Annotated in this window: 24 protein-coding genes; 13 read left to right on the forward strand and 11 right to left on the reverse strand. The window is 71.9% G+C overall.

Going from position 1 to position 26,345, the window contains the following annotated elements; translation table 11 throughout:
- Positions 1 to 283: 283 nt before the first annotated feature.
- Both ASG96_RS17225 and ASG96_RS17230 read right to left on the reverse strand, forming a co-directional pair.
- Positions 284 to 613: a TfoX/Sxy family protein gene (locus tag ASG96_RS17225; RefSeq protein WP_057588737.1), complete on the reverse strand. Its 330-nt coding sequence runs from the start codon at positions 611 to 613 to the stop codon at positions 284 to 286.
- An 8-nt stretch (positions 614 to 621) separates the two neighbouring features.
- Positions 622 to 972, reverse strand: a complete 351-nt coding sequence (locus ASG96_RS17230; protein WP_057588738.1) for a TfoX/Sxy family protein — start codon at positions 970 to 972, stop codon at positions 622 to 624.
- Between the two features lie 209 nt (positions 973 to 1,181).
- Here ASG96_RS17230 and ASG96_RS17235 point away from each other — a divergent pair, with 209 nt between their 5' ends.
- Together ASG96_RS17235 and ASG96_RS17240 are read left to right on the forward strand one after the other, a co-directional pair.
- Positions 1,182 to 1,913, forward strand: coding sequence for a GAF and ANTAR domain-containing protein (locus ASG96_RS17235; protein ID WP_057588739.1), 732 nt, complete (start codon positions 1,182 to 1,184; stop codon positions 1,911 to 1,913).
- The gene (locus tag ASG96_RS17240; RefSeq protein ID WP_057588740.1) at positions 1,910 to 2,620 is read left to right on the forward strand and encodes a GAF and ANTAR domain-containing protein; all 711 of its coding nucleotides are present in this window, start codon (positions 1,910 to 1,912) and stop codon (positions 2,618 to 2,620) included. The genes ASG96_RS17235 and ASG96_RS17240 overlap by 4 nt, the downstream gene beginning before the upstream one ends.
- Here ASG96_RS17240 and ASG96_RS17245 read toward each other — a convergent pair.
- A complete protein-coding gene (locus ASG96_RS17245) occupies positions 2,586 to 4,040 on the reverse strand; it encodes an MFS transporter (protein WP_056751178.1) in 1,455 nt (484 codons plus the stop codon). The two genes, ASG96_RS17240 and ASG96_RS17245, sit on opposite strands and share 35 nt — an antisense overlap.
- 31 nt (positions 4,041 to 4,071) lie before the next feature.
- Positions 4,072 to 5,397 carry a M20/M25/M40 family metallo-hydrolase gene (locus tag ASG96_RS17250; RefSeq protein WP_057588741.1) on the reverse strand — a complete coding sequence of 442 codons (1,326 nt, stop codon included), beginning with the start codon at positions 5,395 to 5,397 and terminating at the stop codon, positions 4,072 to 4,074.
- A gap of 28 nt (positions 5,398 to 5,425) precedes the next feature.
- Between ASG96_RS17250 and ASG96_RS17255 the strand changes: the two genes are divergently transcribed.
- Positions 5,426 to 7,006: an LLM class flavin-dependent oxidoreductase gene (locus tag ASG96_RS17255; protein ID WP_057588742.1), complete on the forward strand. Its 1,581-nt coding sequence runs from the start codon at positions 5,426 to 5,428 to the stop codon at positions 7,004 to 7,006.
- Positions 7,007 to 7,024: 18 nt separating this feature from the next.
- Here the strand turns inward: ASG96_RS17255 and ASG96_RS17260 are convergent, their stop codons facing one another.
- Complete coding sequence (locus ASG96_RS17260; RefSeq protein ID WP_057588854.1) at positions 7,025 to 7,585, reverse strand: type 1 glutamine amidotransferase domain-containing protein; 561 nt, start codon at positions 7,583 to 7,585, stop codon at positions 7,025 to 7,027.
- 126 nt (positions 7,586 to 7,711) lie between these two features.
- Between ASG96_RS17260 and ASG96_RS17265 the strand changes: the two genes are divergently transcribed.
- Positions 7,712 to 8,431 (forward strand): MBL fold metallo-hydrolase, encoded by a 720-nt coding sequence (locus tag ASG96_RS17265; protein WP_056751169.1) that lies wholly within the window; start codon positions 7,712 to 7,714, stop codon positions 8,429 to 8,431.
- Between the two features lie 87 nt (positions 8,432 to 8,518).
- On the forward strand, positions 8,519 to 9,505 hold the full coding sequence (locus tag ASG96_RS17270) for an LLM class F420-dependent oxidoreductase (RefSeq protein WP_056751166.1): 987 nt from the start codon (positions 8,519 to 8,521) through the stop codon (positions 9,503 to 9,505).
- 3 nt (positions 9,506 to 9,508) lie between these two features.
- Here ASG96_RS17270 and ASG96_RS17275 read toward each other — a convergent pair whose 3' ends face one another.
- Positions 9,509 to 10,045: a DUF4395 domain-containing protein gene (locus ASG96_RS17275; protein WP_057588743.1), complete on the reverse strand. Its 537-nt coding sequence runs from the start codon at positions 10,043 to 10,045 to the stop codon at positions 9,509 to 9,511.
- Positions 10,046 to 10,103: 58 nt separating this feature from the next.
- Positions 10,104 to 11,627: an MFS transporter gene (locus tag ASG96_RS17280; protein ID WP_057588744.1), complete on the reverse strand. Its 1,524-nt coding sequence runs from the start codon at positions 11,625 to 11,627 to the stop codon at positions 10,104 to 10,106.
- An 80-nt stretch (positions 11,628 to 11,707) separates the two neighbouring features.
- Here ASG96_RS17280 and ASG96_RS17285 point away from each other — a divergent pair, with 80 nt between their 5' ends.
- Both ASG96_RS17285 and ASG96_RS17290 read left to right on the forward strand, forming a co-directional pair.
- Positions 11,708 to 12,502 carry a deoxyribonuclease IV gene (locus ASG96_RS17285; protein ID WP_056751157.1) on the forward strand — a complete coding sequence of 265 codons (795 nt, stop codon included), beginning with the start codon at positions 11,708 to 11,710 and terminating at the stop codon, positions 12,500 to 12,502.
- Positions 12,503 to 12,620: 118 nt separating this feature from the next.
- Positions 12,621 to 13,517 carry a serine protease gene (locus tag ASG96_RS17290; protein ID WP_235506356.1) on the forward strand — a complete coding sequence of 299 codons (897 nt, stop codon included), beginning with the start codon at positions 12,621 to 12,623 and terminating at the stop codon, positions 13,515 to 13,517.
- Positions 13,518 to 13,595: 78 nt separating this feature from the next.
- Here ASG96_RS17290 and ASG96_RS17295 read toward each other — a convergent pair whose 3' ends face one another.
- Positions 13,596 to 14,426: a DUF4118 domain-containing protein gene (locus ASG96_RS17295; protein ID WP_057588745.1), complete on the reverse strand. Its 831-nt coding sequence runs from the start codon at positions 14,424 to 14,426 to the stop codon at positions 13,596 to 13,598.
- A gap of 127 nt (positions 14,427 to 14,553) precedes the next feature.
- On the opposite strand from ASG96_RS17295, the gene ASG96_RS17300 reads away from it, so the two are divergent.
- From ASG96_RS17300 to ASG96_RS17310, 3 genes are read left to right on the forward strand one after another with little or no spacing between them, the layout of a single operon-like run.
- The gene (locus ASG96_RS17300) at positions 14,554 to 14,958 is read left to right on the forward strand and encodes a DUF6855 family protein (protein WP_057588746.1); all 405 of its coding nucleotides are present in this window, start codon (positions 14,554 to 14,556) and stop codon (positions 14,956 to 14,958) included.
- Positions 14,955 to 15,854, forward strand: coding sequence for an aminoglycoside phosphotransferase family protein (locus tag ASG96_RS17305; RefSeq protein ID WP_200962713.1), 900 nt, complete (start codon positions 14,955 to 14,957; stop codon positions 15,852 to 15,854). Before ASG96_RS17300 ends, ASG96_RS17305 begins: the two co-directional genes overlap by 4 nt.
- Before the next feature lie 52 nt (positions 15,855 to 15,906).
- Positions 15,907 to 16,308, forward strand: coding sequence for a DUF3224 domain-containing protein (locus ASG96_RS17310; protein WP_057588747.1), 402 nt, complete (start codon positions 15,907 to 15,909; stop codon positions 16,306 to 16,308).
- Between the two features lie 73 nt (positions 16,309 to 16,381).
- Here ASG96_RS17310 and ASG96_RS17315 read toward each other — a convergent pair whose 3' ends face one another.
- Complete coding sequence (locus ASG96_RS17315) at positions 16,382 to 21,499, reverse strand: GH92 family glycosyl hydrolase (RefSeq protein ID WP_235509212.1); 5,118 nt, start codon at positions 21,497 to 21,499, stop codon at positions 16,382 to 16,384.
- 225 nt (positions 21,500 to 21,724) lie between these two features.
- Between ASG96_RS17315 and ASG96_RS17320 the strand changes: the two genes are divergently transcribed.
- A complete protein-coding gene (locus ASG96_RS17320; protein WP_235506354.1) occupies positions 21,725 to 22,756 on the forward strand; it encodes a LacI family DNA-binding transcriptional regulator in 1,032 nt (343 codons plus the stop codon).
- 44 nt (positions 22,757 to 22,800) lie between these two features.
- Positions 22,801 to 23,853 carry a class I mannose-6-phosphate isomerase gene (locus ASG96_RS17325; RefSeq protein WP_235509213.1) on the forward strand — a complete coding sequence of 351 codons (1,053 nt, stop codon included), beginning with the start codon at positions 22,801 to 22,803 and terminating at the stop codon, positions 23,851 to 23,853.
- A 23-nt stretch (positions 23,854 to 23,876) separates the two neighbouring features.
- Here the strand turns inward: ASG96_RS17325 and ASG96_RS17330 are convergent, their stop codons facing one another.
- Together ASG96_RS17330 and ASG96_RS17335 are read right to left on the reverse strand one after the other, a co-directional pair.
- Positions 23,877 to 24,731 (reverse strand): ABC transporter permease, encoded by an 855-nt coding sequence (locus ASG96_RS17330; protein ID WP_056751141.1) that lies wholly within the window; start codon positions 24,729 to 24,731, stop codon positions 23,877 to 23,879.
- Entirely contained in the window at positions 24,728 to 25,768 is a 1,041-nt protein-coding gene (locus tag ASG96_RS17335) for an ATP-binding cassette domain-containing protein (protein WP_056751139.1), read from the reverse strand. The genes ASG96_RS17330 and ASG96_RS17335 overlap by 4 nt, the downstream gene beginning before the upstream one ends.
- 221 nt (positions 25,769 to 25,989) lie before the next feature.
- Here ASG96_RS17335 and ASG96_RS17340 point away from each other — a divergent pair.
- Positions 25,990 to 26,345: helix-turn-helix domain-containing protein (locus ASG96_RS17340; RefSeq protein WP_082591857.1), on the forward strand; the 356-nt coding region annotated here is incomplete at its 3' end.

The raw sequence follows: 26,345 nt of genomic DNA on the forward strand, positions 1-26,345 counted from the left end.
GGTCGGCAACCTCCACGCCAAACACCGCTGGCACCACAACACCAAGACCGACGGCATCTGGACCTCCCGACCAGTCCCCGACGACGGCCCCGATGACGGCCTCGATGACGGTCTCGAATGGACCACCCTCACCGGCCGCACCTACACCACCCACCCCATGAACTGGCGCGACGGCCTCGAGCCCCCACCACCACCACGACACCCACAGCCACAATCACCGCCCGAGCAACCTGCCACACCAGCAGCGCTCACCCGATCCGAGGACGACCCANGCGTGGTCTTGTCAGGCGTGCAGGCTCGCGACGTGCTCACGTGCCCGCAGCAACCACGCGCGGCGCTCCGCGGACGGCATGCCGGCGGGCAGGCTGCGGTAGGCCTTCATCTGCCGGTCGCCCATCCTCACGACGCCCGAGCCTGGCGCGGCGGCGAGCTCGGTGAGCGCATCGGGGCCGAGCTTGACCCCGACCACGTCGTCCATCGCCACGGCGAAGACGTGCCCGTCCACGAGCGCGGCGAGCGTGCCGAACATCGGGCGCAGCTCCACCCCGGGCTCGTCGCCGAGCAGGGCCCGCAGGTCTGCGGGCCCACTCGGTTCGGTGGTGGGGGTGGCCATCTCGTCCGCTACTTCTTCGGCTTCTTCACCTTGGGCGGCAGGGTCGCGACGTGGTCGCGGGCGCGGTCGACCCACGCCGACTGGTCGGCGTTGGTGAGGTCGGCCGGGAGCGACAGGTAGCCCCCCATCGGTCGGCCCTCGGGCCCGAAAGGTCCACTGCCCGGCATCGCCCGCAGCTCGGCCAGCCCCGCCTCGTCGAGCTTGACCCCGACGTTCGGTCCGAAGAGCCCGGCGAACATGTTGCCGTTGACGAAGGCGCCGAGGCTGCCGAACATCGGCTTGACCTCCACTCCGGGCGCGGCCGTCACGAGGGAGCGGAAGTGGGCCTTGGCCTCGTCGCTGTGCTTGGGCATGTCCATGGCTCCATGACACCACCGCGCCCGTCGCGTTGACCACCGGCCGGGCGGGGCTGGGCCGCGCCGGGCAGGCCCGGCCGGGTCACCGTCGCGGCGTAGAGTCGAAGGGTGGTCCGGCACGAGCCGGACCGCCACCCCCTCAGAGGAGCGTCTCACCGTGCGTGACACGCCCGCCCACGCCACGGAGTCCGGTCCAGCCAGGCCGGAGTCCCATGACGAATGACGGTCTCGGCCCGGACCCGCGGCACCGTGCCGCCATCCTCGCGGCCCTGACCCGTGGCATCGCGCGCGACGTCGACCGCCTCCCCCTGCCCGCTCGCCTGTGCAACGCCTTCGTCGACGTCTTCGGCGGCGCCGGGGCCGCCATCACCCTGGGCTACCACCAGCCCGACCGCCTCACGCTCTGCGCGACGGACCCGACGGTCGCACGCCTCGACGGCCTGCAGGAGGTGCTCGGCGAGGGCCCCGGCTGGGACGCCTTCACCTCGCGGCGCGTCGTGACGGCCGACCTGCGCCACCCCACACCGTGGGAGCACTTCTCGTCGACCGCGCGTCAAGAGCTCGGCGAGCTCTGGGTCTGCGCCGTACCGATGCGACCCGACGACCGCGCCCTCGGCGTCGTCATGGTCTACGACGAGTCACCCGAGGCCGTCGGCGGCGACCCCGTCCTCGCCCAGTTCCTCGCGGATGCCGTCGGCGCCGCGCTGCTCGGTCACGACGCGCTGCTCACCGACGACGTCGGCCCGTGGGTCGTGCGCCAGCAGGTGCACCAGGCCGTCGGGATGGTCGTCGCGCAGCTGGGGATCAGCCCGGTGGACGCCATGGCGGTCATCCGGGCCCACGCCTATTCGCAGGACACGACCGTAGAGGCGATCGCAGCGCTCGTGCTCGACCGTGCTCTCGACTTCTCCGACACGGGCCCGACGACGAAGGACCCCGAATGAACCCGAAACCGACCAGCCAGGTCCTCGCCGAGGCGACGGCCGCCATGGTCGACCGACACGACGTCACCGACCTGCTGACGCGCCTGCTGCGCGACGGCTCGTCCTCGCTCGGCGTCGACGCGATGGGGCTCATCGTGCAGGCACCCGACGACACGCTCGAGCTCCTCGTCTCCACGTCGCACCGGGTCGCCGAGCTCGAGGCCCTCCAGGTGGGCCAGGACGAGGGGCCCTGTGTCGAGTGTTACCGCTCGGCATCGCCGGTGGTCGCCCTCGGCGCCAGCGTGATCCAGCTCCGCTGGCCGGTCTCCGGCGAGGCGATCGTGCGCGCCGGCTTCGGCGCCGTGCACGCCTTCCCCTTGGTGTGGCACGGGCGAGCCCTCGGCGCGCTCAACATCTTCACGCAGAGCGACGCCGCCCTCGACGAGTCCCAGCGCGAGATGGCGCAGGCGTTCACCGACATGTCGACCATCGTCATCCTGCAGACCCAGTCGATCGACCAGCGCCAGATCACCGAATCCCTCCGTGAGGCGCTCTTCGGTCGTGTCGTCATCGAGCAGGCCAAGGGGGCCCTCGCCCACCTGCAGGGCGTCGACACGGCGACCGCCTACGAGCTGCTCGTCACCGAGGCCGTGCAGCGTGCGACGTCCGTGACCCAGGTGGCCCAGGACGTGCTCACCCGGGCACAGCGACAGCGGACCGGGAGCTGACCGGTCGGACGACCGCCAGGAAGACCGCGGCGACGAGCGCCGTGACACCGCAGATCGCCCACACCGTCAGGTAGCCGGAGAGCGACGCGTGCGCCGTCGCCTCCGCGTCGACCGTGCCCGTCGAGGCGAGGGCGATGGCGAAGACGCTCGAGGCGAAGGCCCCGCCGATCGTCTTCGTCGTGTTGGTCATGCCCGTCGTCAGGCCGGTGTGGGTCGGTGGCGCCTGGGCCGCGGCGGCCGTCGGCAGGCCCGCGACGAGGGCGCCCGACCCCAGGCCGGCAATGACCATGTTCGTCATCGTCTGGGCGAGGGTGTCGTGGAACGGCAGGAAGAGCAGGTAGCCCGCCGCGACGAGCACGGCCGCCACGACCATCGCCACGCGCGTCCCGGTCCGGTGCGCGAGCAGGTGGAGCAGCAGGGCGCCGACGGCGAGCGACAGCACGTAGCCGCCGATGATGATCGACACCTTGCCGGCCGACGCGCCGAGGCCGTAGCCCGTGACGGCCGGGTCCGTGCGCGCGAAGGTGGACAGCGGGATCTGGGCACCCAGGACCGAGACCCCGAAGAGGAAGGCCGTCGCCTGGACCGGCCACTGGCCCCGCGCCCCGAGGATGCGCAGGTCCACGAGCGGCTCCGGGTGCGCGAGCTCGGCGCGCGCGAACGGCACGAGCGCGGCGAGGCCCGCCACGACGAGCGCCCACGGCCACGGGCTGCCCGGGCCGACGACGCGCAGCATGACGAGACCGCCCATGACGAGCCCGAGTGCGAGCGTGACGAGCCAGAAGCCGCGCCAGTCGACCGAGCCGTGCGCGAGCACCGGCGACTCCTCGACCCCGAACCAGATCGCGACGAGGGCCAGCGTGACGACGACGGCCGGCAGCGCAAGCAGGGCCGTCATGCCGAGCGACTCGGCGAGGGCACCGCTGGTCAGCGCACCCGCGATGACGCCGAGCTCGAGTCCCGCGACGAGCAGGCCGGCCGCACCGCGGACGCGCCGCTCGGAGCCGCCGGTGCGGCGGTGGATGATCGCAACCTCCATCGGCAGCCACACGACGTAGAAGCCCTGGATCGCCCACGCGACGAGGAAGAGACCGAAGGTCGGGGCGAACGCCACACCCCACGACGCGAGCGCCGTGACGACCGTCGACAGCAGGAGCACCTTGCGGTGTCCGATGAGGTCTCCGAGCCGCGCCAGGAGCGGGACCACGAGCGCGGACACGATGAGCTGGGCGGCCTCGAACCAGTTGACGTCCGCGTCCTTGATCGACAGGTGGCGCGCGATGTCGGTGAAGATCGGGGTGTAGTAGCCCTGCAGCACGCCGCTCGCGAGCTCGACGCAGATGAGGAAGCCGACGACCTTGGTGATCGGGCTGCGGGCCACGGCCCGGGCGGCGTCAGAGACGGCCGTGCTGTCTGACATGCGGATCCTGTTCTCTCTCAGGCTGCTTCGACTAGAGCTGTTCGATGAGGCGGCGGTACCACGCGACGCCGTCGTGGAGGTCGGTCACGCCGATGCGCTCGTCGACGCCGTGGATCGAGGCGCGCTGCGCGTCGGTCATCCGGAACGGCGTGAACCGGTAGACGCGCGGCCACACGCGGTGGAAGTGGCGCGAGTCCGTGGCCGCGAGCATGACGTACGGCACCGCGACGGTCCCCGGGAAGACGTCTCCCACCGTCGACTCCAAGAGGGCGTATGCCGTGTCGTCCGTCGGCGACACCGGGCTCGGTTCGTCGCCGCTGACCAGCGTCACCTCGACGTGGGGGTCCTTGACGGTGCGGCGGATCCGCTCGACGGCCCCGTCGACGGTCTCCCCGACCATGACCCGCATGTTGACGTGGGCGCGCGCGGTCGCGGCGATGACGTTCGCGCCCGCAGACCCCGAGAGCTGGGTGACGGCCACCGTCGTGCGCGTCAGGGCCGCGGTCTCGTGACCGAGCCGTGGGAGGACCCGGGAGAGCACGGGGCGTAGGCGGCGCGCGTGGCCGAAGACCGCGGCATACGGCATACGCGCATGGGCGCCGGCGCGTTCGAGCATGTCGACGGTGGCGTCGGGCAGGTGGCTCGGGAAGGGCTTGCGCTCCAGGCGCAGGATCGCGCGCGCGAGCCTGCTCGTGGCGCCCATCCGGCGCGGCGCGGAGGCGTGGCCGCCATCGCCGCGGGCGGTGAGGTCGACGTCGACGGTGCCCTTCTCGGAGACCCCGATGACGGCCATGGGTGCGTCGACCCCGGGGAGGGCGCCCTCCACGATGGCGCCGCCCTCGTCGATGACGAACCACGGCTCGACGCCCCGCTCGCGCAGGATCGCGACGGCGTCCTTCGCAGCGCGCCCGGACACCTCCTCGTTGCAGCCGAACGAGAGCCACACGTCCCGACCGGGTGTGACGCCCTCCTCGATGAGGTCCTCGACCGCCCGGCACGTCGCCACGAGAGACCCCTTGCAGTCGAGCGCCCCTCGGCCCCAGACGTGCCCGTCGGCGAGGTCGGCCGCGAAGGGCGGGTGCGTCCACGCGTCGGGGTCGTCGACGGGCACGACGTCGAGGTGCGCCATGAGCACGACCGGCGCCTCGCGCGTCCGGCCCGGCCAACGCACGAGCAGGGCGTCGCCGCAGATGCGCTCGACCTCGCAGTCCGCGTGCAGGCGTGGGAAGCGCTCGCGCAGTTCGGCCAGGAGTGCCTCGAACGTCGTCCGGTCCTCGCGCGCGGGGTCCCAGTCCGAGACCGTCGGGATGCGGATCAGCGCGCGCAGCGCCTCGACGGCGGCGTCGTCCCCGTTCATGCCCCGGAGCGTATGCCACGCTGACCGCATGGACTACGGACACGATCTGCAGTTCGGGGTGTTCGCGAGCCCCGACGCGTCACGGGTGCGCGAGACACTCGAGCTGGCGCAGCTCGCCGACGTCGTCGGGCTCGACGTGTTCACCGTCCAGGACCACCCCTACAACGCCAAGCACCTCGACACCTCGACCCTGCTGACGGCGGTCGCCTCTCGCACCAACGCGATCCGGGTCGCGGCCAACGTGGCCAACCTGCCTCTTCGTCCACCCGTGGGCCTCGCCAAGCAGGTCGCGACCCTCGACGTCATCAGCGGCGGCCGCGCCGAGCTGGGTCTGGGCACCGGTGCCTTCTGGGACGCGATCGTGGCCGCGGGCGGCGAGCGCCGCACGCCCGGGGAGGCGGTCGACGCCCTCGTCGAGGCGATCCGTGTCATCCGGGGCGTCTGGGGGCAGGACCCGGACCGGCCCGGCGCGCGGTCGGTGACGGTCGAGGGCGAGCACTACGCCGTCGCAGGGATGCACGCCGGGCCCCTCCCCCTGCACCACGTCGAGATCTGGCTCGGCGCCTACAAGCCGCGCATGCTGCGGGTCACGGCCCGCCACGCCGACGGCTGGCTCCCGAGCATGGGCTACGCCGACCCCGACGCGCTCGGTGCGATGAACGCCGTCATCGACGAGGCCGCCGACCGGGCCGGGCGCGGGCCCCAGGCCATCCGCCGGATGTACAACGTCTTCGGCCAGTTCGGCACCGGCAGCGGCTTCCTCCGCGGCACGGCCGACGACTGGGCCGAACAGCTGGCTGGGCTCGCGTTGACGGAGGGCATGAGCACCTTCATCCTCGGCACCGACGACCCCGACGTCGTGCGCCGCTATGCCGACGAGGTCGCACCGGCCGCCCGCGCGGCGGTGGACCACGAGCGCGCCCGACGAGCCGGCGAGCCCCCGGCGCCGCACCGGACATCTCCCTCGACACCGGTGGAGGGGTCCGCTCGGCAGTCGCTCCAGGTGCGCCCGACCCCCGACCACGGCACCCGGCTCAGCGCCGGCCTGCCGTGGCGCGAGGACGACCGACCGGTGACCACGAAACCCGACGACGCGGCATACTCCCCCGCCGAGCAGGCCGTGCCGCAGCACCTCGTCGACGTCCACGACCACCTGCGCGGCGAGCTCGCCCAGCTGCGCGACGTCGTGGGGCAGGTGCGCCGCGGCTCGATGTCGACCGGGGCCGCCAGGTCGGTCATCAACACGATGGCGATGCGGCAGAACAACTGGACCCTGGGCGCCTACTGCGAGACGTACTGCCGTCTCGTGACCGGGCACCACACCCTCGAGGACCGCAGCATCTTCGTCCACCTGCGCGGCGCCCAGCCCGACCTGGGACCCGTCATCGACCGGCTCGAGGAGGAGCACCACGTCATCGCCGACGTCCTCGAGCAGGTCGACGACGCGCTCGTCGGGCTCGTGGGCGCCGACGCCTACGGCCGCGCCGGGCAGGAGTCCCTGGACGAGATCCAGCGCGCCCTCGACCTGCTCACCGACACGCTCCTGTCACACCTCGCCTACGAGGAGCGCGAGCTGCTCCATCCGCTCGCCCGCCACGGGTTCGGCTGAGGAGCCAGGCCGCCGGTCTCAGGCGGAGGGCGCCGACGTGGCGGCGGCCGAGCCGTGCTCGAGCGCCTCGACGACGGCGCCGCAGAAGTCGGGCAGGTCGTCGGGGTTGCGGCTCGTGATGAGGTTGCCGTCGACGACGAGCGACTCGTCGACCCACTCACCTCCGGCGTTGCGGATGTCGGTCTTCAGGCTCGGCCACGACGTGAGGCGGCGGCCCGAGACGACGTCGGCCTCGATGAGGGTCCACGGGGCGTGGCAGATCGCCGCGACAGGACGGCCCGAGGCGACGAAGTCACGCACGAGCGCGACGGCGCCGGCGTGAGTGCGCAGGTTGTCGGGGTTGGCGACGCCGCCGGGCAGCACGAGCGCGTCGTAGTCCTCGGCTCTCGCGTCGGACACGGTCACGTCGACCGCCCGAGTGTCCGCCTTGTCGAGGTGGTTGAACATCTGCACCTCGCCGGCCTCGGGGCTGACGACGACGGCCTCGTGCCCGGCGTCGGTGACGGCCTTCCACGGCTCGGTCAGCTCGACCTGCTCGATGCCCTCGTTCGCGACGAGAAATGCGACTCGCTTGGCCACGTTGGCCCTCCTCTGGTCTCGGGTGACGTCGACCGCCACCCTCGGCTCCTACCCACCGGGCCCGCCCGTCTCACCCGACGTTCGACAGCGCGAGCGCGGGACACCGGTCGCGGTTAGGGTCGGCCCATGGCCAAGGACCTCGTGGTTCCGCTCGCGCCGAACGTCTGGCGCATCCCGCTCGTGCGCGACTTCGTCAACGGGTTCATCCTGCGCGACGACGACGGCCAGGTGACGCTCGTCGACATGGGGCTGGCCAGCTCGGGGCCCAAGGTCATCGCCGCCCTGGGCGCGATCGGGGCCGCCCCGTCCGACGTGACCCGCCTGCTGCTCACGCACGCCCACCCCGACCACGCGGGCGGTGCGGCGCACGTGGCCCGCGAGACCGGGCGCGGCTTCACGATCCACCACGGCGACGCGGCATACGCCGTCGAGGGGTCCTCGCCGCCGCGTGACCGCAGCTTCCTGCTCGGCCGGCTCATCGACCGCTTCTCCCGGCCCGGTCGCGACTTCGAGCCGCTCACGGTCGAGCGCGAGATGACCGACGGCGAGGTGCTGCCGATCGCCGGTGGCCTGCGGGTCGTGCACACGCCCGGCCACTCCCCCGGCCACGTCTCGCTGCTCCACGAGGAGTCGCGCACGCTGATCACGGGCGACGCCATCTTCAACGTCATGGGGCTGCGCTGGCCGGTCAAGGCGTTCTGCACCGACTTCCGCATGACGCAGCAGACCGCCCACCTGCTCGGCGAGCTCGACTACGACGTCGCGGCCTTCACGCACGGCACCGAGCTGCGCGACCGGCCGCGCGAGGCCATCCGGACCTTCCTCGGGAGGCACCGCCCGTCCTGACGCGACGGGCCGCGATCCACAGACCTGTCCACAACTGTGGACAGACCCTGTACACGCTGTGCCCCCGAGAATGGGTAGGTCCCCTGCGTGACCAACTTCGGATACACCCTGATGACCGAGCAGAGCGGCCCCAAGGACCTCGTCCGCTGGGCCGTGCGCGCCGAGGAGGTGGGCTTCGACCTCGCGGTCTCGAGCGACCACTACTCACCCTGGCTGACCGAGCAGGGACACGCACCGTACGCGTGGTCGGTGCTCGGCGCGGTCGCGCAGGCCACCGAGCGCCTCGAGCTCATGACCTACGTGACGTGCCCGACGATGCGCTACCACCCGGCCGTCGTCGCCCAGAAGTCGGCGACAATGCAGCTGCTCTCCGACGGCCGCTTCACGCTGGGCCTCGGCAGCGGCGAGAGCCTCAACGAGCACGTCGTCGGCGAGGGCTGGCCGGGCGTCGCGACACGGCAGGAGATGCTCGTCGAGGCGATCGAGATCATCCGGGAGCTGCACTCGGGTGAGCTCGTGACCCACCACGGTGACTACTTCGACGTCGACTCGGCGCGCATCTGGGACCTGCCCGACATCCTCGTGCCGGTGGCCGTCGCCGTGAGCGGCGACGCGTCGATCGAGCGCCTCGCCCCGCTGGCCGACCACATGATCGCGGTGCAGCCGGAGTCCGACCTCGTCGACACGTGGAACCGCACCGACGGGGCCGAGCGGATCGGCTCCGGCGCGCGCGCCATCGGCCAGGTCCCGATCAGCTGGGACCCCGACCGCGACGCGGCGGTGGCCCGGGCCCACGAGCAGTTCCGTTGGTTCGGCGGCGGCTGGTCGGTGAACGCCGACCTGCCGACCCCGGCGGGCTTCGCCGGCGCCACTCAGTTCGTGCGGCCGGACGACGTCGCGGCGTCGATCCCCTGCGGGCCCGACCTCGATGCGGTCGTCGAGGCCGTGCGCCCCTACTGGGAGGCCGGCTTCACCGACATCGCGCTCGTGCAGATCGGCGGGGACGCCCAGGAGCGCTTCCTCGACGAGGCCGCGGGACCGCTGCTCGAGAAGCTGCGGGCCGCCGCCGGGTGAGCCTCAGGCCGCCTGCTGGCCCGTCCGCTCGGCGACGAGACGATCGCGGCGCTTGGTGATGTCCGCGCACTCGAGGCAGACCTCGTCGGGGATGACACCGAGGCGCATGAGGCCGGAGAAGAGGATGCAGCCGACGCAGATGCCGAAGATCGACTCGAGCGCCGGAAAGAGCACCATGACGGCGCCGATGACGACGACGCCGGCGGTGGCCCCCGACGACCCGGTCACGAGCGCGACGACCCAGAGCACGGTCGCGGCGACCGTCATGACGGCTCCGATGGTCGCCGCGAACCGCTTGGGCGGGCCGGCCGTGGGTCGCTTGGGCGCGGAGACGGCGGGTCGGATCCACCGCTGGACGAGCCGGGCGATCGGGCTGGCCTGGGGTCCGAGCGCGGCCCGCAAGCTGAAGTCGACGGCGAGGACGGCGTAGAGCCACCACTGCTGCGTCGCGAGGGCGATGACGCCGATGACGAGCACGACGGCCGCGATGAGACGGACCGTGACGTCGTCGACGACAGCGGGGAAGCGCGAGGAACTCATCCCCACATTATTGACTACATAAGGTCGGGTTATGCAACCTTCGGCCAGCATCCGGACCTCAGCGGGTCCGCAGGACCCGCAGGGCGATGACCGCGCAGGCCACGAAGAGCACGGCGCCGACGCCGGCGACGACGCCGAGGCTCGTCGTGAAGGCGCCCTGCGCGGCCGTGACGAGCTCGTGGGCGGCCGCGGCCGGCAGCGTGGTCGCGGTCCGGACGGCGCCGGCGAGGGAGTCGAGCGCGGCGGTGGTCGCGTCGGACGCGTGCGTGGCGGCATACGGCGCCAGCTGGTCGCGGTAGACGAACGTCGCGAGCGAGCCCAGCCCGGCGATGCCGATGGCGATGCCGAACTCACCGGAGGTCTCCGACATCGAGGCGACCGACCCGGCACGCTCCGGCGGCGCCGACTGCATCATGACGCCCATCGTCAGCGTCGACGGGAGCATGATCCCGAACGAGGTCAGGCACATCCCGAAGACGAGCAGGCCGAGGCCCTGGGCGGGGCCGACCTGCGTGTAGAGCGCGAGACCCGTGGCACAGACGACCAGTCCCGTGGCCATGGTGCGCGCGGTGCCGAGCCGCTGGGCGATCCGCGCCGACGACGACGCGCCGATGAGCAGGGCGATGTTGGCCGGGAGCATCCACAGGCCTGCACCGAGCGGGTCGAGACCCGCGACCAGCTGCAGCCACTGGGAGCTGAGGAACGACACACCCGCCATGACCACGCCACCGACGAGCATCACCGCGAGCGCCGTGGAGAAGGCGCGGCTGCGGAAGAGCGCGAGGTCGACGAGCGGGTTGGCGATGCGTCGCTGGCGACGGACGAAGACGATGCCGAGCGCGCAGCCGACCGACATCGTCAGCAGGGCGGTCGTCGTGTCGCCGCCCCGGGCGATCTCCTTGAAGCCGTAGATGACCGGCAGGATCGCGGCGAGCGACAGCACCGAGCTGGCGACGTCGACGGGCGCACCGGCCCGGCGGTCGGACTCCGGGAGCACGCGGTGACCGACGACGACGAGCAGCAGCATGAAGGGGACGCCGAGCAGGAACGCCGATCCCCACCAGAAGTGCTCGAGCAGGACGCCGCCGACGAGCGGGCCGACGGCCATGCCGCCCATGAAGCACGAGTACCAGACGCCGATCGCCGTCATCATCGCCTTCTCGTCGGTGAAGATGGTGCGGATGAGGCCCATCGTCGACGGCATGAGGGTCGCGCCCGCGATGCCGAGCACGGCCCGCCAGAAGATCAGTTGACCGGGGGTGGAGGCGTAGGCGGCGGCCGCGCTCGCGATGCCGAAGGCCACCGCGCCGATGAGCAGGAGGCGCTTGCGACCGATCCGGTCACCGACGGCCCCCATCGTCACGAGGAAGCCGGCGAGCACGAACGAGTAGATGTCCAGCATCCACAGCTGCTGGGTCGTGCTGGCACCCAGGTCGGCGGACAGCTCCGGCAGCGCGAGGTAGAGGACGCTGACGTCGAGGGAGAGGAGCAGGGCCGTCAGGGCGAGGACCCCGAGGGCGAGCCACTGGCGGCGCGTCGACGTCGTGGTCGTCGTGGGCTGGGTCTGCGTTGTCGTCGTCATGCCCTCACGTCGAACGGGACCGCGCCACCTCGACACGGCCACGGGAAATCGGTGTCGGCCGGGCGGCATACGCTGGCGGCATGGCTCTACACATCGGTGCGCACGTCGACCAGGAGGACCCGATCGCGGAGGCGAAGGCGCGCGGGGCCTCGCTATCGCAGCTCTTCCTCGGCGACCCGCAGAGCTACAAGGGCCCGGTGGTCCGGTATGCCGGTGGCGCGGAGGCGCTCAAGGCGGACGCCGATGCCGCGGGCGTCGACCTCTACGTCCACGCGCCCTACCCGATCAACGTCGCGAGCCTCAACAACCGCATCCGCATCCCCGGCCGCAAGCTGCTCCAGCAGCACCTGACGGCTGCCGCCGAGATCGGCGCCAAGGGCGTCATCGTCCACGGCGGCCACCTGGGCGCCGACGAGGATGCGGCGACGGGATTCGACAACTGGCGCAAGTGCATCGACGGGCTCGACCTGCCCGTGCCGCTGCTCATCGAGAACACCGCGGGCGGCGACAACGCCATGGCCCGCCGGCTCGAGGCCATCGCCCGGCTGTGGGACGCGATCGGCCGGGCGTCCGGGAGCGAGGACGTCGGCTTCTGCCTCGACACGTGCCACGCCCACGCCGGCGGCAACGACCTCGGCACCGTCGTCGACGAGGTGCGCGCCATCACCGGGCGCATCGACCTCGTCCACGCCAACGACTCGCGCGACGAGTTCGACTCGGGCGCCGACCGGCACACGAACTTCGGCTCCGGGCACATCGCGGGCGAGGCGCTCGCGGGCGTCATCCGCGCGGCCGGGGCTCCGGTCGTGTGCGAGACCCCCGGCGGGCTCGAGGGCCAGAGCGCCGACATCGCCTGGCTGCGGTCGCACGTCTGACGTCTTGACGACGTCTTTACCCCGACAACCCTCGCCAGAGGTCGGGAGCGGCCTACCGTGCGAGGTGGATCGCCACTCGGGGGTTGGCCGGCGATCCCCCGCTTCGACGGAGGAACTCATGCGAACGATCATCAGGACCGCCACGGCGGCACTGGGCGCCGGGGCCCTGGCGCTCACCATCTCCGCGGCGCCGACCGCGACCGCCGCGCGAACGAGCGGCCACGTCGACAGCCACGCCGCGGCGACGACCCTGGCCGAGCAGCAGCGCATCACGGCCTACTGGACCCCGGCACGGATGAAGAGCGCCATTCCGCGCGAGAACAAGTACGTCCCGCTCCAGGGCAAGCCCGGGGGCGGCACGAGCAGCGCGACGGCAGTGCAGGTGCCCGCCTCGCCGCTCTTCGGCAAGGTGTTCTTCACCGAGAAGGGCCTCAACTACGTGTGCTCCGGCACCGTCACCGCGAGCGGCACCGGCTCGCTCGTGACGACGGCCGGGCACTGCGTCAACGAGGGGCCCGGGGCCTACGTGACGAACTTCGCCTTCGTCCCGAAGTACGAGAACGGCGTCCGCCCCTACGGCACGTTCACAGCGCGCACCCTGCTGACCACCTCCGAATGGCGCACGAGCGGCGACTTCAACCACGACATCGGCTTCGCCGTCATGAACCAGATGGGCGGCAAGACGCTCGCCGCCACGGTGGGCGGTGCCTACCCCATCGCGTTCAACCTGGGCTACAACCGGACCTTCGACGCCTACGGCTACCCGCAGGCGAGCCCCTACGACGGCCAGACCCTGTGGCGCTGCTCGGGGCCCACGACGAAGGACACCCGGGGCTCGACGGACAACCGCCTGCCGTGCAGCATGACCGGCGGCTCGTCGGGTGGCGGCTGGATCACCGGCGGCGTCCTCAACTCCCTCAACAGCTTCGGCTACCGCGGCGAGAAGAACGTCATGTACGGGCCGTACTTCGGCACCGTCGAGGAGACGCTCTACAACGCGGCAAGGGTTGCCTGACCCGGGCCGCGACACTCAGGGCGCTCCCAGCATTTCCTGACTCACTCTTTACCCAACGGTCCCTCGCGGCCGCCTAGGTTACTCAGGGGTTGCGAACGGGTCGCCGACGATGCCGGTCCCTCGCGCCCGCACGCCTGCGTCGCGTCCCGCCATCCCCTCCTCGGTGGCGGGCCGCGGCGCTCGTGCGTTCGCCATCCGGTCCGCGAGGAGCACGGCGACGCGCAGCTGCTCGGTCGTGGGTCGCGCGACGTGCGTCGAGGCCGTCACGCGGAAGTGACCGACGAGGTCGGTGCCGCGACGGACGACGACCGCGGTGTAGCCGTCCGTGGGCAGCCCGACCCGGTCGACGGGGAGGCGTCGCCCGCCGGTGGTCACCTGGCCGTCCGCGCCGATGACGGCGTCGTTCCAGCGGGGGTGGCCGGCGTCCCACGTGGACCGGTCGGCGCCGAGCACCGTGGTGATCGCGGTCCCGATGGCGTCGGCCCGGGCGTGCTCGGTCGTGTCCGGCGGCAGATCGAGCAGGTGGGTCAGACCGGAGATGTACCCGTCGCGGCGCTGCGCCGCGGCCTGCTGGCGACGTCCCCACAGCGCGATCTCCGTGACGGCGAGACCGACGACGACGAGCGCGACGGCGAGCTCGAGGTCGTCCCGGTGATGGATCGAGAACGAGTAGTACGGCTCGGTGAGGAAGAAGTCGAAGGCACCCGCGGCCGAGAGGGCGGCGATGATGCCGGCGACCCTGTCGCCCGTGGCGGCGGCCGCGACGACCGTGAGCACGAGCACCATGGCCGCGGTGCTCTGGTTCATCCCGTCGCGGAACAGGCCGAGGGCCGCGCCCACGACGATCGGCAGGAGCAGGGAGCCCCACCGCGTCCAGGCGCGGTGATCGGCGAGCCAGTCAGTGGTCATGACTCCACGCAACACCCGCCGGCAGGGACAGCTCGCCATTTCGCCTGCATCCTGACGCGATCTTGACGCCGTCCTGACGACGCGGGAGTGGAAAGGTGGGCGACGACGTCGAGACCAGGAGGACACCGTGAGCGGGACCGGAAGCGCCGACGACCCGTGGGTGCTGCGCACGCCGCCGGGCACCTCGGAGTACACGATGAGCCGCGACGACGGCGCCGAGCCGGCGCAGCTCGTCTGCCAGGTGGGATCGACGCGGCTGACGTACGACGCCAGGGTCGTCGACGACCTCCACGCCTGGCTGCGGGAGCAGGGTGACTGGGTCCCGCTCGGGTCGGCCGACGAGCAGAAGCCGGCGAAGGAGGGGACCGTGGAGGCCTGGGCGCGGTCGGAGACCAACCCGCTCGGTGGCTGGTACGGCCTGCGCAAGGGCTACCGAGGGCGCGTCGGCATGTACCTGCCTCCCCTGCTCGAGGAGCTCGGCCTCGCCGAGGTCGAGCACGGCGCCCGCAACAACCGCATGCGCGCCGTGTGACCGCACGGATGCACGCGGACGAGCTCGTGGTCAGCGAGGACCTTGTCCGTCGCCTCCTTGCCGACCAGCTCCCGCACCTCGCCCACCTCCCCGTGCGGCCGTTCGCGTCGACCGGGACCGTCAACGCGATCGTCCGCCTCGGCGACGACCTCTACGTGCGCCTTCCGCGGGTCGCGGCCTGGGCGCACGACCTGGCCAGGGAGCTGGAGTGGCTGCCCCGGCTCGCGCCGTCCCTCCCGCTCACCGTCCCGGAAGCCGTGGCGGTCGGGGAACCGACCAGCGAGTTCCCCCACGTGTGGGCGGTGTTCCGATGGGTGCCCGGCAGTCCGTATGCCGTCGGCGCAGTGGAGGAGGCCCGCGCGGCAGCCGACCTCGGCGCCTTCGTCGCCGCCCTGCGCGCCGTGCCGGCTCCCCCGGACGCGCCTCCGGGTGGGCGCCGGCCGCTGGCGGAGGTCGACGCCTCGACCCGGGACGCCCTGCAGCGGTCCCGCCATCTCGTCGACGCCGACGCCGCCCTCGCCGCGTGGGACCGCGCGATGCAGGCCCCCGTCTTCATCGGTTCCAGCTCGGACCGCGTGTGGCTCCACGGCGACCTGCTGCCACCCAACGTGCTCGTCCGGGGTGGACGGCTCGAGGCCGTCCTCGACTTCGGGAGCGTCGGCGTCGGCGACCCGGCGGCCGACACGATCGCGGCGTGGACGATGTTCTCCCGGACGGGCCGGGCGGCATACCGCGAGGCACTCGGTGTCGACGAGGGCACCTGGGAGCGAGCCCGCGGCCACGCCCTGACGCAGGCGGCCCACATCGTGCCGTACTACGAGCGCACCAATCCGGGGTTCTCCGCCATGGCCCGGCGCACGATCGAGCAGCTGCTCGACGACGTGGCGCACGGCTGACCCGTCGGAAACGTTCTAGCCCAACGGCATTCGGGTCGATAGCGTCGGGCTCATGCTGAGCACCTCGACCTTCACGACGTCCGACTTCGACGTCACCGACTACGTCCCCGACGTGACGACGGCGCTGCCCACCGGGCACCTGCGCATGCGCAAGGCGTATGCCGGTGACGTCGAGGGGCGCAGCGTCACGCAGTTCACGTCGGCCTTCGACCAGACCTCCGGTGTCGGCACGTACGTCGCCCTCGAGTCCTTCGAGGGCACCGTCGGCGGGCGCCACGGCGCCTTCAACTTCGTGCACGCCGCCTCGACCAGCGGCGCGGACCGCTCGAACGAGTACGGCCTCATCGTGCCGGGCAGCGGCACCGAGGAGCTGGCCGGCATCGAGGGCACCGTCCGGCTGCACGTCGACGCCGACGGCACCCACCGCATGGACTTCGACCACAACCTCGGCTGAGCGCAGCAGAGCGGCGCGGGGAGGCGTGTTCCCCGCGCCGCTCTGCTGTGGTGCCCGGTGGTGACCCGGTGGGCTAGCCGACCGTGACCGTGAGCGAGCTCAGCACGTCGGACCGGGAGTCGGACACGAGGACCCGCACCGTGTAGGTGCCGGCGGTGGCCCACGTGTGGCCGCCTGCCACCGTGGCCGTGCCGTCGGACCCGACCGTCACGGTCGCGTCCTCCGTCACGGTGCCGTCGCCCCACTGCACCCGAGCCGTGTAGCCGGTGTCGGCGGGGACGCCGCCCGACGCCGTGCCGAGCGTGACGTCGGTGTCGGTGCCGGTCGTCGCGGTGACACCCGCGGCAGCCTTGACCTCGAGAGCCGAACCGTTGTCGGCGACCGCGAAGACGTGGATCCGTCCCGCCGTGGCCGGGTCACCGGTCTGCGTCGGCAGGGTGACCGACTCGACCGTCTTGCCGGCCGGCACCGTGAGCGGCGTGGTGGCGAAGAGCTTGACCTGGCAGCTGTCGGTCCCCGTGCCGTTGAGGCGGTAGGCCATCTGGATCGCGACGACGTTGCCGAACTGCGGCGAGCCGCACCAGTCGCCGTACTGCACCGGGTAGCTCGTCGTCGAGCCGTCGGTGAAGCGGACCGTGGCCGTGGTGTCCTGGTTGCGCTGGGTGGCCGTGCCGATGAGCGACAGCTTCGTCGCCCCCGGCGCGAGGGTCACCGGGAGGGTCTGGCCGGCGCCGGTGGCGTTGTCCTTCTCGCCGACCGGGATCCCCGGCATCGAGAACCGGAGGTCGGTCCCCGGCACCGTCAGCAGCTTGCCCGGCACCCCGCCCACTGCGGCGAGGGCCTCGCGGGACAGGCCCGCGCGGTCCCCGTCGCACGGCACCGAGTCGCCGACGTTGCCGAAGCACACCGAGTCGAACCCGGCGGCATACGCCGGCGCCGACGCCTGGTGCACGGTGACGCCGCCGAGCGCGGAGCCGCTGTCGTTCGCCGTCGTGACGGTGACCCTGGGCTGGTACGGCCCCGGCTCGGCCCACGTGTGGGTGCCGCGGACGGTGTAGGAGCCCAGGTCGCCGGCCTCGATGGTGCCGGCCGAGCTGGACCCGTCACCCCACGCGATCGTCGCCGTCGCCGTGCCGGCCGGGTCGGTGCCCTGGCCGACACCACCCGAGAACGTCGCCACCGCGCCGGTCCACGCGGTGTCCTCGGTCACCTCGAACGGCTCGGCCGCCGAGACCTTGATCCCGGCGTTCTGCGCCTTGGAGCCGTCGGTGAGCAGCTCGAGCTCGGACAGGTTGGCGGCCGCGCCCCCGGCGGTGGCCGTCACGACGAGACGGTACGACGTGTACGTCTCGGGGAGGGCGATCTGGAACGGGCGGGTCTGCACCCGCCACGGGAACGACTGGCCGGTGCGCGTGTCGAGCGTGACCCAGGTCGTGCCGTCCTTGCTGCCCTCGAGGCGCCACGCCGACGGGTCGCCGGCCTTCGGACCCGAGGTGACGGTGTACCAGGTCGCCCGCTGGCCGACGCCCGAGAGGGCGAAGGTCACCGACGGCGTACCCGAGGTGAAGGCCACCGACGTCCGCGACGTGTTGTCGAAGAGCGCCTTGGCGTCGCCGCCCGACGCGAGGTCGGTCGCCGTCGCGGTGCCGCGGCCGGGACCGGTCGCGTCCCTGAGCGGCTTCGGCACCTCGGTGCCCTGCGTCAGCGACGGCGGGGCGTCCTGGGCGCGGGCGCCGAAGTCGGACGGCTTGGCGCCCATCGCGAAGTCGACCGTGGTCGGGCCGGTGAGCTCGCCCTGGCTGATCGAGACGCTCTTGTGCTTCTGGCCGTCGATCGTGACGCCCTGGACGTAGATCGAGCGCTCCGAGTTGCCCGGCGCGTTGACGACGAGGTCACCCTGGGTGCGCTTGACCCGCACCTGCTCGAACTTCGGCGACCCGATGGCCCAGTTGGCCGAGCCGACCTGGAGCGGGTAGATGCCGAGCGAGGAGAGGACGTACCACGCCGACATCTCGCCGTTGTCCTCGTCACCCGGGTAGCCCTGGCCGATCTCGCCGCCCACGTAGAGGCGTCGCATGATCTCGCGGACCTTCTCGGCCGTCTTCCACTGCTGGCCGGTCCAGTCGTACATGTACGCGATGTGGTGGCTCACCTGGTTGCTCTGGCCGAGCTGCCCCATCCGGACGTCGCGGGCCTCGAGCATCTCGTGGATGACGCCGCCGTAGCCGCCGGGCTTCGTCGCCGTCTCGGGCGTCGAGAAGAACGTGTCGAGCTTCTTCGCGAGCGCGTCACGGCCGCCGTAGAGGTTGGCCAGGCCGTTGCCGTCGAACGGGGCGTGGAAGGCGAAGTTCCAGGCGTTCGTCTCGGTGTAGTCACCGCCCCAGTCCTCGGGGTCGAAGCTCGACGGGAAGGTCCCGTCGGCGCCGCGGCCCTGGAAGAAGCCGACCTTCGGGTTGAAGAGGTTGCCGTAGTGCGTCGAGCGCTCGAGGAAGTACTTCGACTCCTCGACAAGCTGCGCCCGGCGTGACGCCGGCGTCGCGGGGTCCGTGGCGAGCTTGGCCGCCATGGTGCCGATGCCGAAGTCGTTGACGAGCCCCTCGAGCCCCCACGACACGCTCTCCCCGGTGTTGGTGCTCGTGTAGCCGAGGAAGGTGGACGTGTCGAGGCCCTTGCGACCGACCGCGCTCGACGTCGGGAGCACCGTGGCGTTCTTCACCGCCGCGTCGTAGGCGGCGAGCGGGTCGGGCAGCTTGACACCCTTGGCGTACGCGTCGGCGAAGGCCACGTCGGAGCTCGTGCCGGTCATGAGGTCGGCGTAGCCCGGCGAGCTCCACCGCGCGACCCAGCCGCCGTCGCGGTACTGCTGCACGAAGCCGTCGGCGATCTCGGCCGCCACCTCCGGGTAGAGCAGGCTGTAGGCCGGCCACACGGTGCGGTAGGTGTCCCAGAAGCCGTTGTTGACGTAGATCTTGCCGTCCTTGACCGCGGCGTTCGTCGTCGTCGCGGTGGCCGAACCGCTCTTGGCCGCAACCGGGCTCGCGTACTGGTAGTGCGGAGCCGCAGCCGTGCCGGTGTTCTCGAACTGGCTGTTCGGGTAGAGGTTGAGGCGGTAGAGGTTGGAGTAGAGCGTCGTCCGCTCGGTGTCGTTGGTGCCCTTGACGCTGACCACGCCGAGACGGTCGTTCCAGGCCGTCTTGGCGGCCGCGCGCACGGCGTCGAAGTCGCGGGTGGCGAGCTCGAGCGCGTGGTTCTTCTTCGCCTGGTCGAGCGAGATGAACGACGTCGAGAGCTTGAGCGTGACCTGCTTGGTCGTGCTCGTGTCGAAGCTCGCGTAGCGGGTGCCGACGTGGCCGCCCGGCGCCGTGCCGACCGCCGTGGCGGGCCGGTCGAAGGTGCCGTAGACGAACATCCGGCTGCGGCCGGCGGAGAGGCCGCTGCCGTTGTCGACCCAGCCGGTCATGGTGCCGGTGGCCGCGTCGACCGTGAAGGTGCCGTTGTCGTCTCGGGTGTCGACGACGAGGCTGCCCTTGCTCGCCGAGGCGGGGAAGGTGAAGCGGTAGACGCCACCGTGGTCGGCCGGGGCCGTCTCGGCGGTCAGGCCGCCGGCGAGGGCCACCTTGTAGTAGTCGGGGTGCGCCACCTCGGTCGCGTGGTCGAAGGCGAGGCCGCGACCGGACGCGCTGCCCGTCGGGGTGCCCGTCGCGATGGACGGCATGACCGACATCTGGTTGCGGTCACCCATCCACGGGCTCGGCTCGTGCGAGACCGCAAGGCCTTGCAGCACAGGGAGGTTCGCCGCGTTGTTCTGCGACTGGTAGTAGTACTCCCACGACTGCGAGTTTGCGTCGGTCACGGGGGTGAAGAAGGTGAAGCCGTTGGGCACCGCGCTGATCGGCAGGTTGTTGCCGCGCGAGAAGCCGCCCGACGCGTTGGTGCCGCGTCGCACGTCGACGTAGTTCGTCAGGTCCGAGCCGTCGACGACCGCCGGCGAGGACTGCACCGCGACGTCGTCGATCCAGCCGCCGAAGCGCGTGTCCTTCTTGGCGCCGCCGACGTTGTCGTAACCGACGAGGACGCGGTCGATGGTCTTGCCTGCCGCGACCTTTCCGACCTCGAGGGTGACGGCGTTCCACTGGTTGGCGTAGAGGATCTTGCCCTTGCCCTGCCCGCTCGGGCTGCCGGCGACGCCGTGCACGTCGTCGGCGCCGAGGTCGGACAGGTAGGTGCCGTCGGTGAAGCGCACGTCGAGCGCGGCATACGTCGACGGGTACTCGAGGTCGCCCGAGATCATGTCGGGGAAGATCTTGTAGCTCAGCTGGGTCTTCGACGTCACCGGCAGGTCGACGTCGAAGAGGCGGTTCCAGGCGTAGCCACGGCCGTCGGCGGTGTGACCGCCGGAGTAGCGCAGCGCCTTGACGCCGTTCCAGCCGACGAGCGGTTTGATGTTGAAGCCGGAGATCGGCCCCGAGCCGACGATCGTCTTCATCGGCGTCGCCGGGCCGGAGCCCGTGCTGCCGTCGGAGAGGTCCCAGTCGGCGAGCTGGACGGTGCCGCCCGAGTGGATCGCGGTCACGTTGAGGCGGTAGTACGCGTACGTCCCGGGCGTCGTCACGTCGAACGTGCGCGTGGCGAAGCGTCCGGAGAAGTCGATGCCGGTGCGGCGGTCGAGGTCGGTCCACGTCGTGCCGTCGGCCGATCCCTGGAGCGTGAAGTCCTTCGGGTCGCGCTCCGGGGAGTCGTTGGCCGAGGTCAGCGAGTAGCGGACGGCCTTGGCCGGCGTACCGAGCTGATAGCGCACCCAGGCGCTCGAGGCGAAGGCGAGCCACTTGCTGTCGGGGTTGGCGTCGGCGAGGTTCGCCGCGACCTCCCCCGGGGCGTTCTCGGCGCTCGCGGTGACGCCGACGACCGAGCCGAGCAGGCTCCCGTCGGCGCTCGCCGTGCCGGAGACGTTCTGCTGCCGCGGGCCGCTGGGGCCGACCTCGACGGTCGACAGCGCGGGCTGCGGCTGACCGGTCTCGAACGAGGTCGAGAAGTCACCCGCGCCCGCGACGGCGGTGGGTGCTGAGAGCGGCGCCGCGGCAGGGCTGCCGGCGGCGTTCGCTGAAGCGGGACCGGCGACCGCACCCGCGGTCGACGTGGCCAGGACTGCCAGGGCGATGACGCCTCTGTGGATCCCGGATCTCATGGACATGGGTTCCTCCGTGCTCGTCGTTGAGCCGTGCTGAATGTGAGGTCGGCGCCGGCGACCCCGAGCCGCCTCCGACCCGGCAGAGACTCGCCGCACCCGACAAAGGGCGTCAACAGCCCGAACCGATCTTGTCCGGTCAGGACATCGGATCGGACAGAACGCCCCTGCGGCGAGACTTCGGGGGGATGTGGCGTTGCCATCCGAGCGCTCGCTGGTCAGACTGCGGGCATGACAGCGTTGTCTGACCACCGGACAGCCGCCCGCCCGACCATGGCCGACGTCGCCGCCGAGGCCCACGTCTCGGTCAAGACCGTCTCGCGTGTGGTCAACCACGAGCCGGGCGTGCGACCCGACACGGCCGAACGAGTGCGCGCCGTCATCGAGCGACTCGGATTCCGACGCCACGACGGTGCCCGCCTCATGCGCCAGGGCCGCACCTTCACCATCGCCCTCGTCGTGGAGGACCTCGCCAACCCCTTCTACTCGCAGGTCGGCGCGGCCGTCGAGCGCGAGGCGCGCATCCGCCAGCACCAGCTCATCACGGCCTCCGCCGAGGGCTCGCCGTCGCGCGAGCGCGCGGTCATCGAGGCGCTCGTGGGCCGCCGCGTCGACGGCATCGTCGTCGTGCCCGCCGACGAGAGCGCTTCCTCGGACGCCGTGCTCGAGGCGAGCCACACCCCCATCGTCTACATGGACCGACCTGTGCGCGGCACCCCGCGCGACACGATCCTCAGCGACAACCACGGCGGCATCCGCAGCGCCGTCGAGCACCTCGTCGCCCACGGCCACCGCAACATCGCCTTCTACGGCGACGACCCGGCCTTCTGGACGGCACGACAGCGCCGAGACGCGTTCGTGACGACGCAGCAGAGCCTGGGCCTGCCCGCCAGCCCACGCGTCTCGATGGGCCCGCACACGCCGGTCTCCGTGCACGAGACGCTGAGCCAGTGGACGACCGGGCCGGAACCGATCACCGCGGTCATCACCGGCAACAACCGCATCACCCTCGCCGCCCTGCTCGCCCTGCGCGAGCTACGGCTGCCCCTGTCGCTCGTCGGCTACGACGACTTCGAGCTCGCCGCGCTCATCGACCCGCCGGTCACCGTCGTGCACCAGGACCCGGCGGCCATGGGACAGAAGGCCGCCCAGCAGCTCTTCGCGCGGCTGCTCGGCGACGAGTCCCAGGCGCAGACCGTCGTCATGCCGACGCGGCTCATCGTGCGCGCCTCCGGCATCCGCCGCGGGACACCGACCCGATGACCCCGCCACGCACCTCCAGCACCGACCCGAGGAGCACCACCACCGTGTCCGAGACCACCGTGTCCGAGACCACCGTGTCCGACCCGACCCGCCTGCCGCTCAACACGCCCCACCGGTTCTACCGGGGCGGCGAGCGCATCCTCGCCTTCCGCGGGCTCGACGTCCCGGAGGCCTTCGACGGCCACCGCCCCGAGGACTGGCTCGCCTCGACGACGCGCCTGTTCGCCGAGGGCGGGGACGGCGTCACGGTCCTCGCCGACGGGACGCCGCTGCCCGACGCGCTCGCCAGCGACTCCGACCACTGGCTCGGCGCCGACCACGTCGCCAGGCACGGTATCGAGCCGGGCCTGCTGACGAAGCTGCTCGACGCCGGTGAGCGGCTGCCCGTCCACTCCCACCCCGACCGCGCCTTCGCCGCGGCCCACCTCGACTGCGACCACGGCAAGACGGAGGCCTGGATCGTGCTCGACGCCGAGCCCGGCGCGTGCGTCTGGCTCGGCTTCCGCGACGAGCTGCCCGCCGACGAGCTGGCCGGGCTCGTCGAGGCCCAGGACGAGCGGCTCCTCGCCGCGCTCAACCGGATCGAGGTGCACGCGGGCGACACCGTCCTCGTGCCCGGTGGTCAGCCGCACGCCATCGGCGAGGGGGTCTTCGTCCTCGAGCTGCAGGAGCCGACCGACCTGTCCGTCATGCTCGAGCACCGTCGCTTCGGCCTCGAGGAGGCACACGCGTTCCTCGGGCTCGGCCTCCCGCGCGCCCTCGAGAGCGTCGACCTCGGGCCACTGACGTCCGACGGCCTGGACCGGCTGCGCCGTCGGTGGACCGACGTCGAGGCGTCGGGCCCCGCCCTGCCGGACGAGGCCTCGGAGTACTTCCGGGCCGAGGTGCTGCGGGCGAATGCCGGAGCCTCGGCCACCGGCGCGGCGGCCTTCGCCGTGACGGTCGTCGTCGCCGGCGCCGGGGTGCTGACCACCGGGACGGACGCGCCCCGCACCACCGAGGTGGCGCGGGGCGACGTGCTGCTCGTGCCGTACGGGGCCGGTGACGTGCGCCTCGAGGGCGACGTCACCGTCGTCCGCTGCATGCCGCCGGCCTGAGCCGGCGCCCTGCGACCGCGGCCTCAGTCGGTCGTGCGGCGGATGAAGGCACGCACGGCCAGCGGGGAGACGACGGCGGTGATCGCGACCGACCAGATCACGGTCGTGAGGACCGGGTAGTGGAGGGGCAGGGCGGCGTCGGGCAGTGCTGCCGGGCCGTTGCCCCACAGCTCGCGCATCGCCTGGACGAGCGAGCTGATCGGGTTCCACTCGGCGATGGTGCGCAACCAGCTGGCCATGCCCACCGTCGGTGCGAAGGTGTTGGCCAGGAACGTGATCGGGAAGATCGTCGTGAACATCAGACCGTTGACCGCCTCGGGCGAGCGCATCGACGAGCCGACGAGGATGCCCACCCAGATCATGGCGAAACCGAAGAGCAGCAGCAGCGCGAAGGCGAGCAGCGCCTTGCCGATGCCGTTGTGGATGCGCCAGCCGATGGCCAGGCCGGTGAGCGACATGACGAAGATGCCGATGCTCGAGTGGATGATGCTGTAGATGCTGCGCCCGACGAGCACGGAGCCCCGCGAGATCGGGAGCGAGCGGAACCGGTCGATGATGCCCTTGCCGAGATCCATGTTGAGGCCGATCGCGACGATGAACGCGGAGAAGGCCATGGTCTGGGCCATGATCCCCGGCATCAGCCACTCCCGGTAGTTGAAGCCGGGGATGACGATCGACCCTCCGAAGACGAAGGCGAAGAGCAGCACGAACATGACCGGCTGGATCGTGACGTCGGTGAGCATCTCGGGCTGTCGCTTGATGTGCTTGAGGCTGCGCCACACCATCGTCGTGACCTGGCGGACGAAGCCGGGCGGCTGGAAGTCGTGGGGCTCGACGTGGGCAACCCGCGTGGCCTCCTGAACTGCGGAGTCGGTCATCGCTGCTCCTCGGTCTGCGTGCTGGGTTCGGTGGGGGTCTCGGCGCTGTCGCCGGCCGGCGGCTCGGCGCGGTGGCCGGTGAGGCTGAGGAAGACGTCGTCGAGGCTGGGCCGCTGCAGGCCCAGGTCGTCGAGCACGATCTCGCTGCGCTCGAACACCGTCGCGACGCGCGTCATGTCGGACAGCCCGTCGGCCGGGGCGGTCAGCTGACGGGCCGCCACGTCGACGTGCACCTCGGGGACGTGGGCGGCGAGCAGCGCGCGAGCCGCCTCGAGCTGGTCGGCGTGCGACACCGTGAGGACGATCGCGGCCTTGCCCGACTGGTCCTTGAGCTCGAGCGGTGTGCCCTGGGCGATGATGCGGCCGTGGTCGATGACGACGATGCGGTCGGCCAGCTGGTCGGCCTCCTCGAGGTACTGCGTCGTGAGGAGCAGCGTCGTGCCGTCGCGCACGAGGCCACGCAGCACGTCCCAGAGCTCGACGCGGCTGCGCGGGTCGAGACCCGTGGTCGGCTCGTCGAGGAAGAGGACGGGCGGCGTGGCGATGAGGCTGACCGCGAGGTCGAGCCGGCGCCGCATGCCGCCGCTGTAGTCCTTGACCACCTTGTTGCCGGCGTCGGTGAGGGAGAAGCGCTCGAGCAGCTCGGCGGACAGACGGCGTACCTCACCCCCCGGCAGGCCGTAGAGCGAGCCCATCATCCTGAGGTTCTCGCGACCGGTGAGCAGCTCGTCGACCGTGGCGGCCTGGCCCGTGAGGCCCATGCTGCGGCGGACCAGCTCGGGCTCGCGGGCGACGTCGTGGCCGGCGACGCGGGCCGAGCCGCTCGTCGGGCGGCTCAGGGTCGTCATCATGCGGACGGTGGTGGTCTTGCCGGCACCGTTGGGACCGAGCAGACCGAGGACCGTGCCCTGGGGCACGGAGAAGCTGACGTCGTCGACGGCGGTCATGTCGCCGAAGCGTTTGACGAGGTGCTCGGCCTCGATGGCCGGACCTGTGGACCGGTCGCGCACGGCGCGCGCGTCGGTGGTGATGGTCATGTGCGGGCTCCCCGGGTGAGTCGTGCCTGTGGGACGAGAGGTGTGAGTTGCGGCGTGCGACGACCTTAGGCGTCACCACCGACAAGCCTCATCGACGAAGTGAACGCCGTCAACATGTTTGGGGCAGTTCGCCCACGGCGTACGCCATCCGTCGCCGCAGTCGGCACGTTCCGAGCGCTCGCGTGCGACGCTGGACGGACGCACCGAGATCGGAGACCGCCATGACCCAGCTCGCCCCGCGCCCCCAGACCACCCTCCGGACGCCGCTGTTGCGCGAGGTCTACGGACGCCTCCTGCGCGGCCTGCGCACCCGCCAGGGACGCACCCTCGCCGAGGTCGCCGCGCGTGCCGGCATCTCGGTCGCCTACCTCTCCGAGGTGGAGCGGGGGCTCAAGGAGCCGTCGTCCGAGGTGCTCGAGGCGGTCTGCGTCGCCCTCGGCTCCAGCATCACCGGCCTCGTCGGCGCCGCCCACCGCGAGCTGCGCGACCTCACCTCCGAGGGCACCGGTGGCCGCGTCCTCGACCTCACCTCGCGCGTCGGGTCGAGCATCGCGACCCCCTCGGACGCAGCGACGGG

The sequence above is a fragment of the Terrabacter sp. Soil810 genome, assembly GCF_001429645.1.
GTDB lineage: Bacteria > Actinomycetota > Actinomycetes > Actinomycetales > Dermatophilaceae > Terrabacter.

Excerpts from the sequence above, each read along its gene's own strand:
- ASG96_RS17225 (WP_057588737.1), bottom strand. The coding sequence starts at position 613 with ATGGCCACCCCCACCACCGAACCGAGTGGGCCCGCAGACCTGCGGGCC.
- ASG96_RS17230 (WP_057588738.1), bottom strand. The coding sequence starts at position 972 with ATGGACATGCCCAAGCACAGCGACGAGGCCAAGGCCCACTTCCGCTCC.
- ASG96_RS17235 (WP_057588739.1), top strand. The coding sequence starts at position 1,182 with ATGACGAATGACGGTCTCGGCCCGGACCCGCGGCACCGTGCCGCCATC.
- ASG96_RS17240 (WP_057588740.1), top strand. The coding sequence starts at position 1,910 with ATGAACCCGAAACCGACCAGCCAGGTCCTCGCCGAGGCGACGGCCGCC.
- ASG96_RS17245 (WP_056751178.1), bottom strand. The coding sequence starts at position 4,040 with ATGTCAGACAGCACGGCCGTCTCTGACGCCGCCCGGGCCGTGGCCCGC.
- ASG96_RS17250 (WP_057588741.1), bottom strand. The coding sequence starts at position 5,397 with ATGAACGGGGACGACGCCGCCGTCGAGGCGCTGCGCGCGCTGATCCGC.
- ASG96_RS17255 (WP_057588742.1), top strand. The coding sequence starts at position 5,426 with ATGGACTACGGACACGATCTGCAGTTCGGGGTGTTCGCGAGCCCCGAC.
- ASG96_RS17265 (WP_056751169.1), top strand. The coding sequence starts at position 7,712 with ATGGCCAAGGACCTCGTGGTTCCGCTCGCGCCGAACGTCTGGCGCATC.
- ASG96_RS17275 (WP_057588743.1), bottom strand. The coding sequence starts at position 10,045 with ATGAGTTCCTCGCGCTTCCCCGCTGTCGTCGACGACGTCACGGTCCGT.
- ASG96_RS17280 (WP_057588744.1), bottom strand. The coding sequence starts at position 11,627 with ATGACGACGACAACGCAGACCCAGCCCACGACGACCACGACGTCGACG.
- ASG96_RS17285 (WP_056751157.1), top strand. The coding sequence starts at position 11,708 with ATGGCTCTACACATCGGTGCGCACGTCGACCAGGAGGACCCGATCGCG.
- ASG96_RS17290 (WP_235506356.1), top strand. The coding sequence starts at position 12,621 with ATGCGAACGATCATCAGGACCGCCACGGCGGCACTGGGCGCCGGGGCC.
- ASG96_RS17295 (WP_057588745.1), bottom strand. The coding sequence starts at position 14,426 with ATGACCACTGACTGGCTCGCCGATCACCGCGCCTGGACGCGGTGGGGC.
- ASG96_RS17310 (WP_057588747.1), top strand. The coding sequence starts at position 15,907 with ATGCTGAGCACCTCGACCTTCACGACGTCCGACTTCGACGTCACCGAC.
- ASG96_RS17315 (WP_235509212.1), bottom strand. The coding sequence starts at position 21,499 with ATGTCCATGAGATCCGGGATCCACAGAGGCGTCATCGCCCTGGCAGTC.
- ASG96_RS17320 (WP_235506354.1), top strand. The coding sequence starts at position 21,725 with ATGACAGCGTTGTCTGACCACCGGACAGCCGCCCGCCCGACCATGGCC.
- ASG96_RS17330 (WP_056751141.1), bottom strand. The coding sequence starts at position 24,731 with ATGACCGACTCCGCAGTTCAGGAGGCCACGCGGGTTGCCCACGTCGAG.
- ASG96_RS17335 (WP_056751139.1), bottom strand. The coding sequence starts at position 25,768 with ATGACCATCACCACCGACGCGCGCGCCGTGCGCGACCGGTCCACAGGT.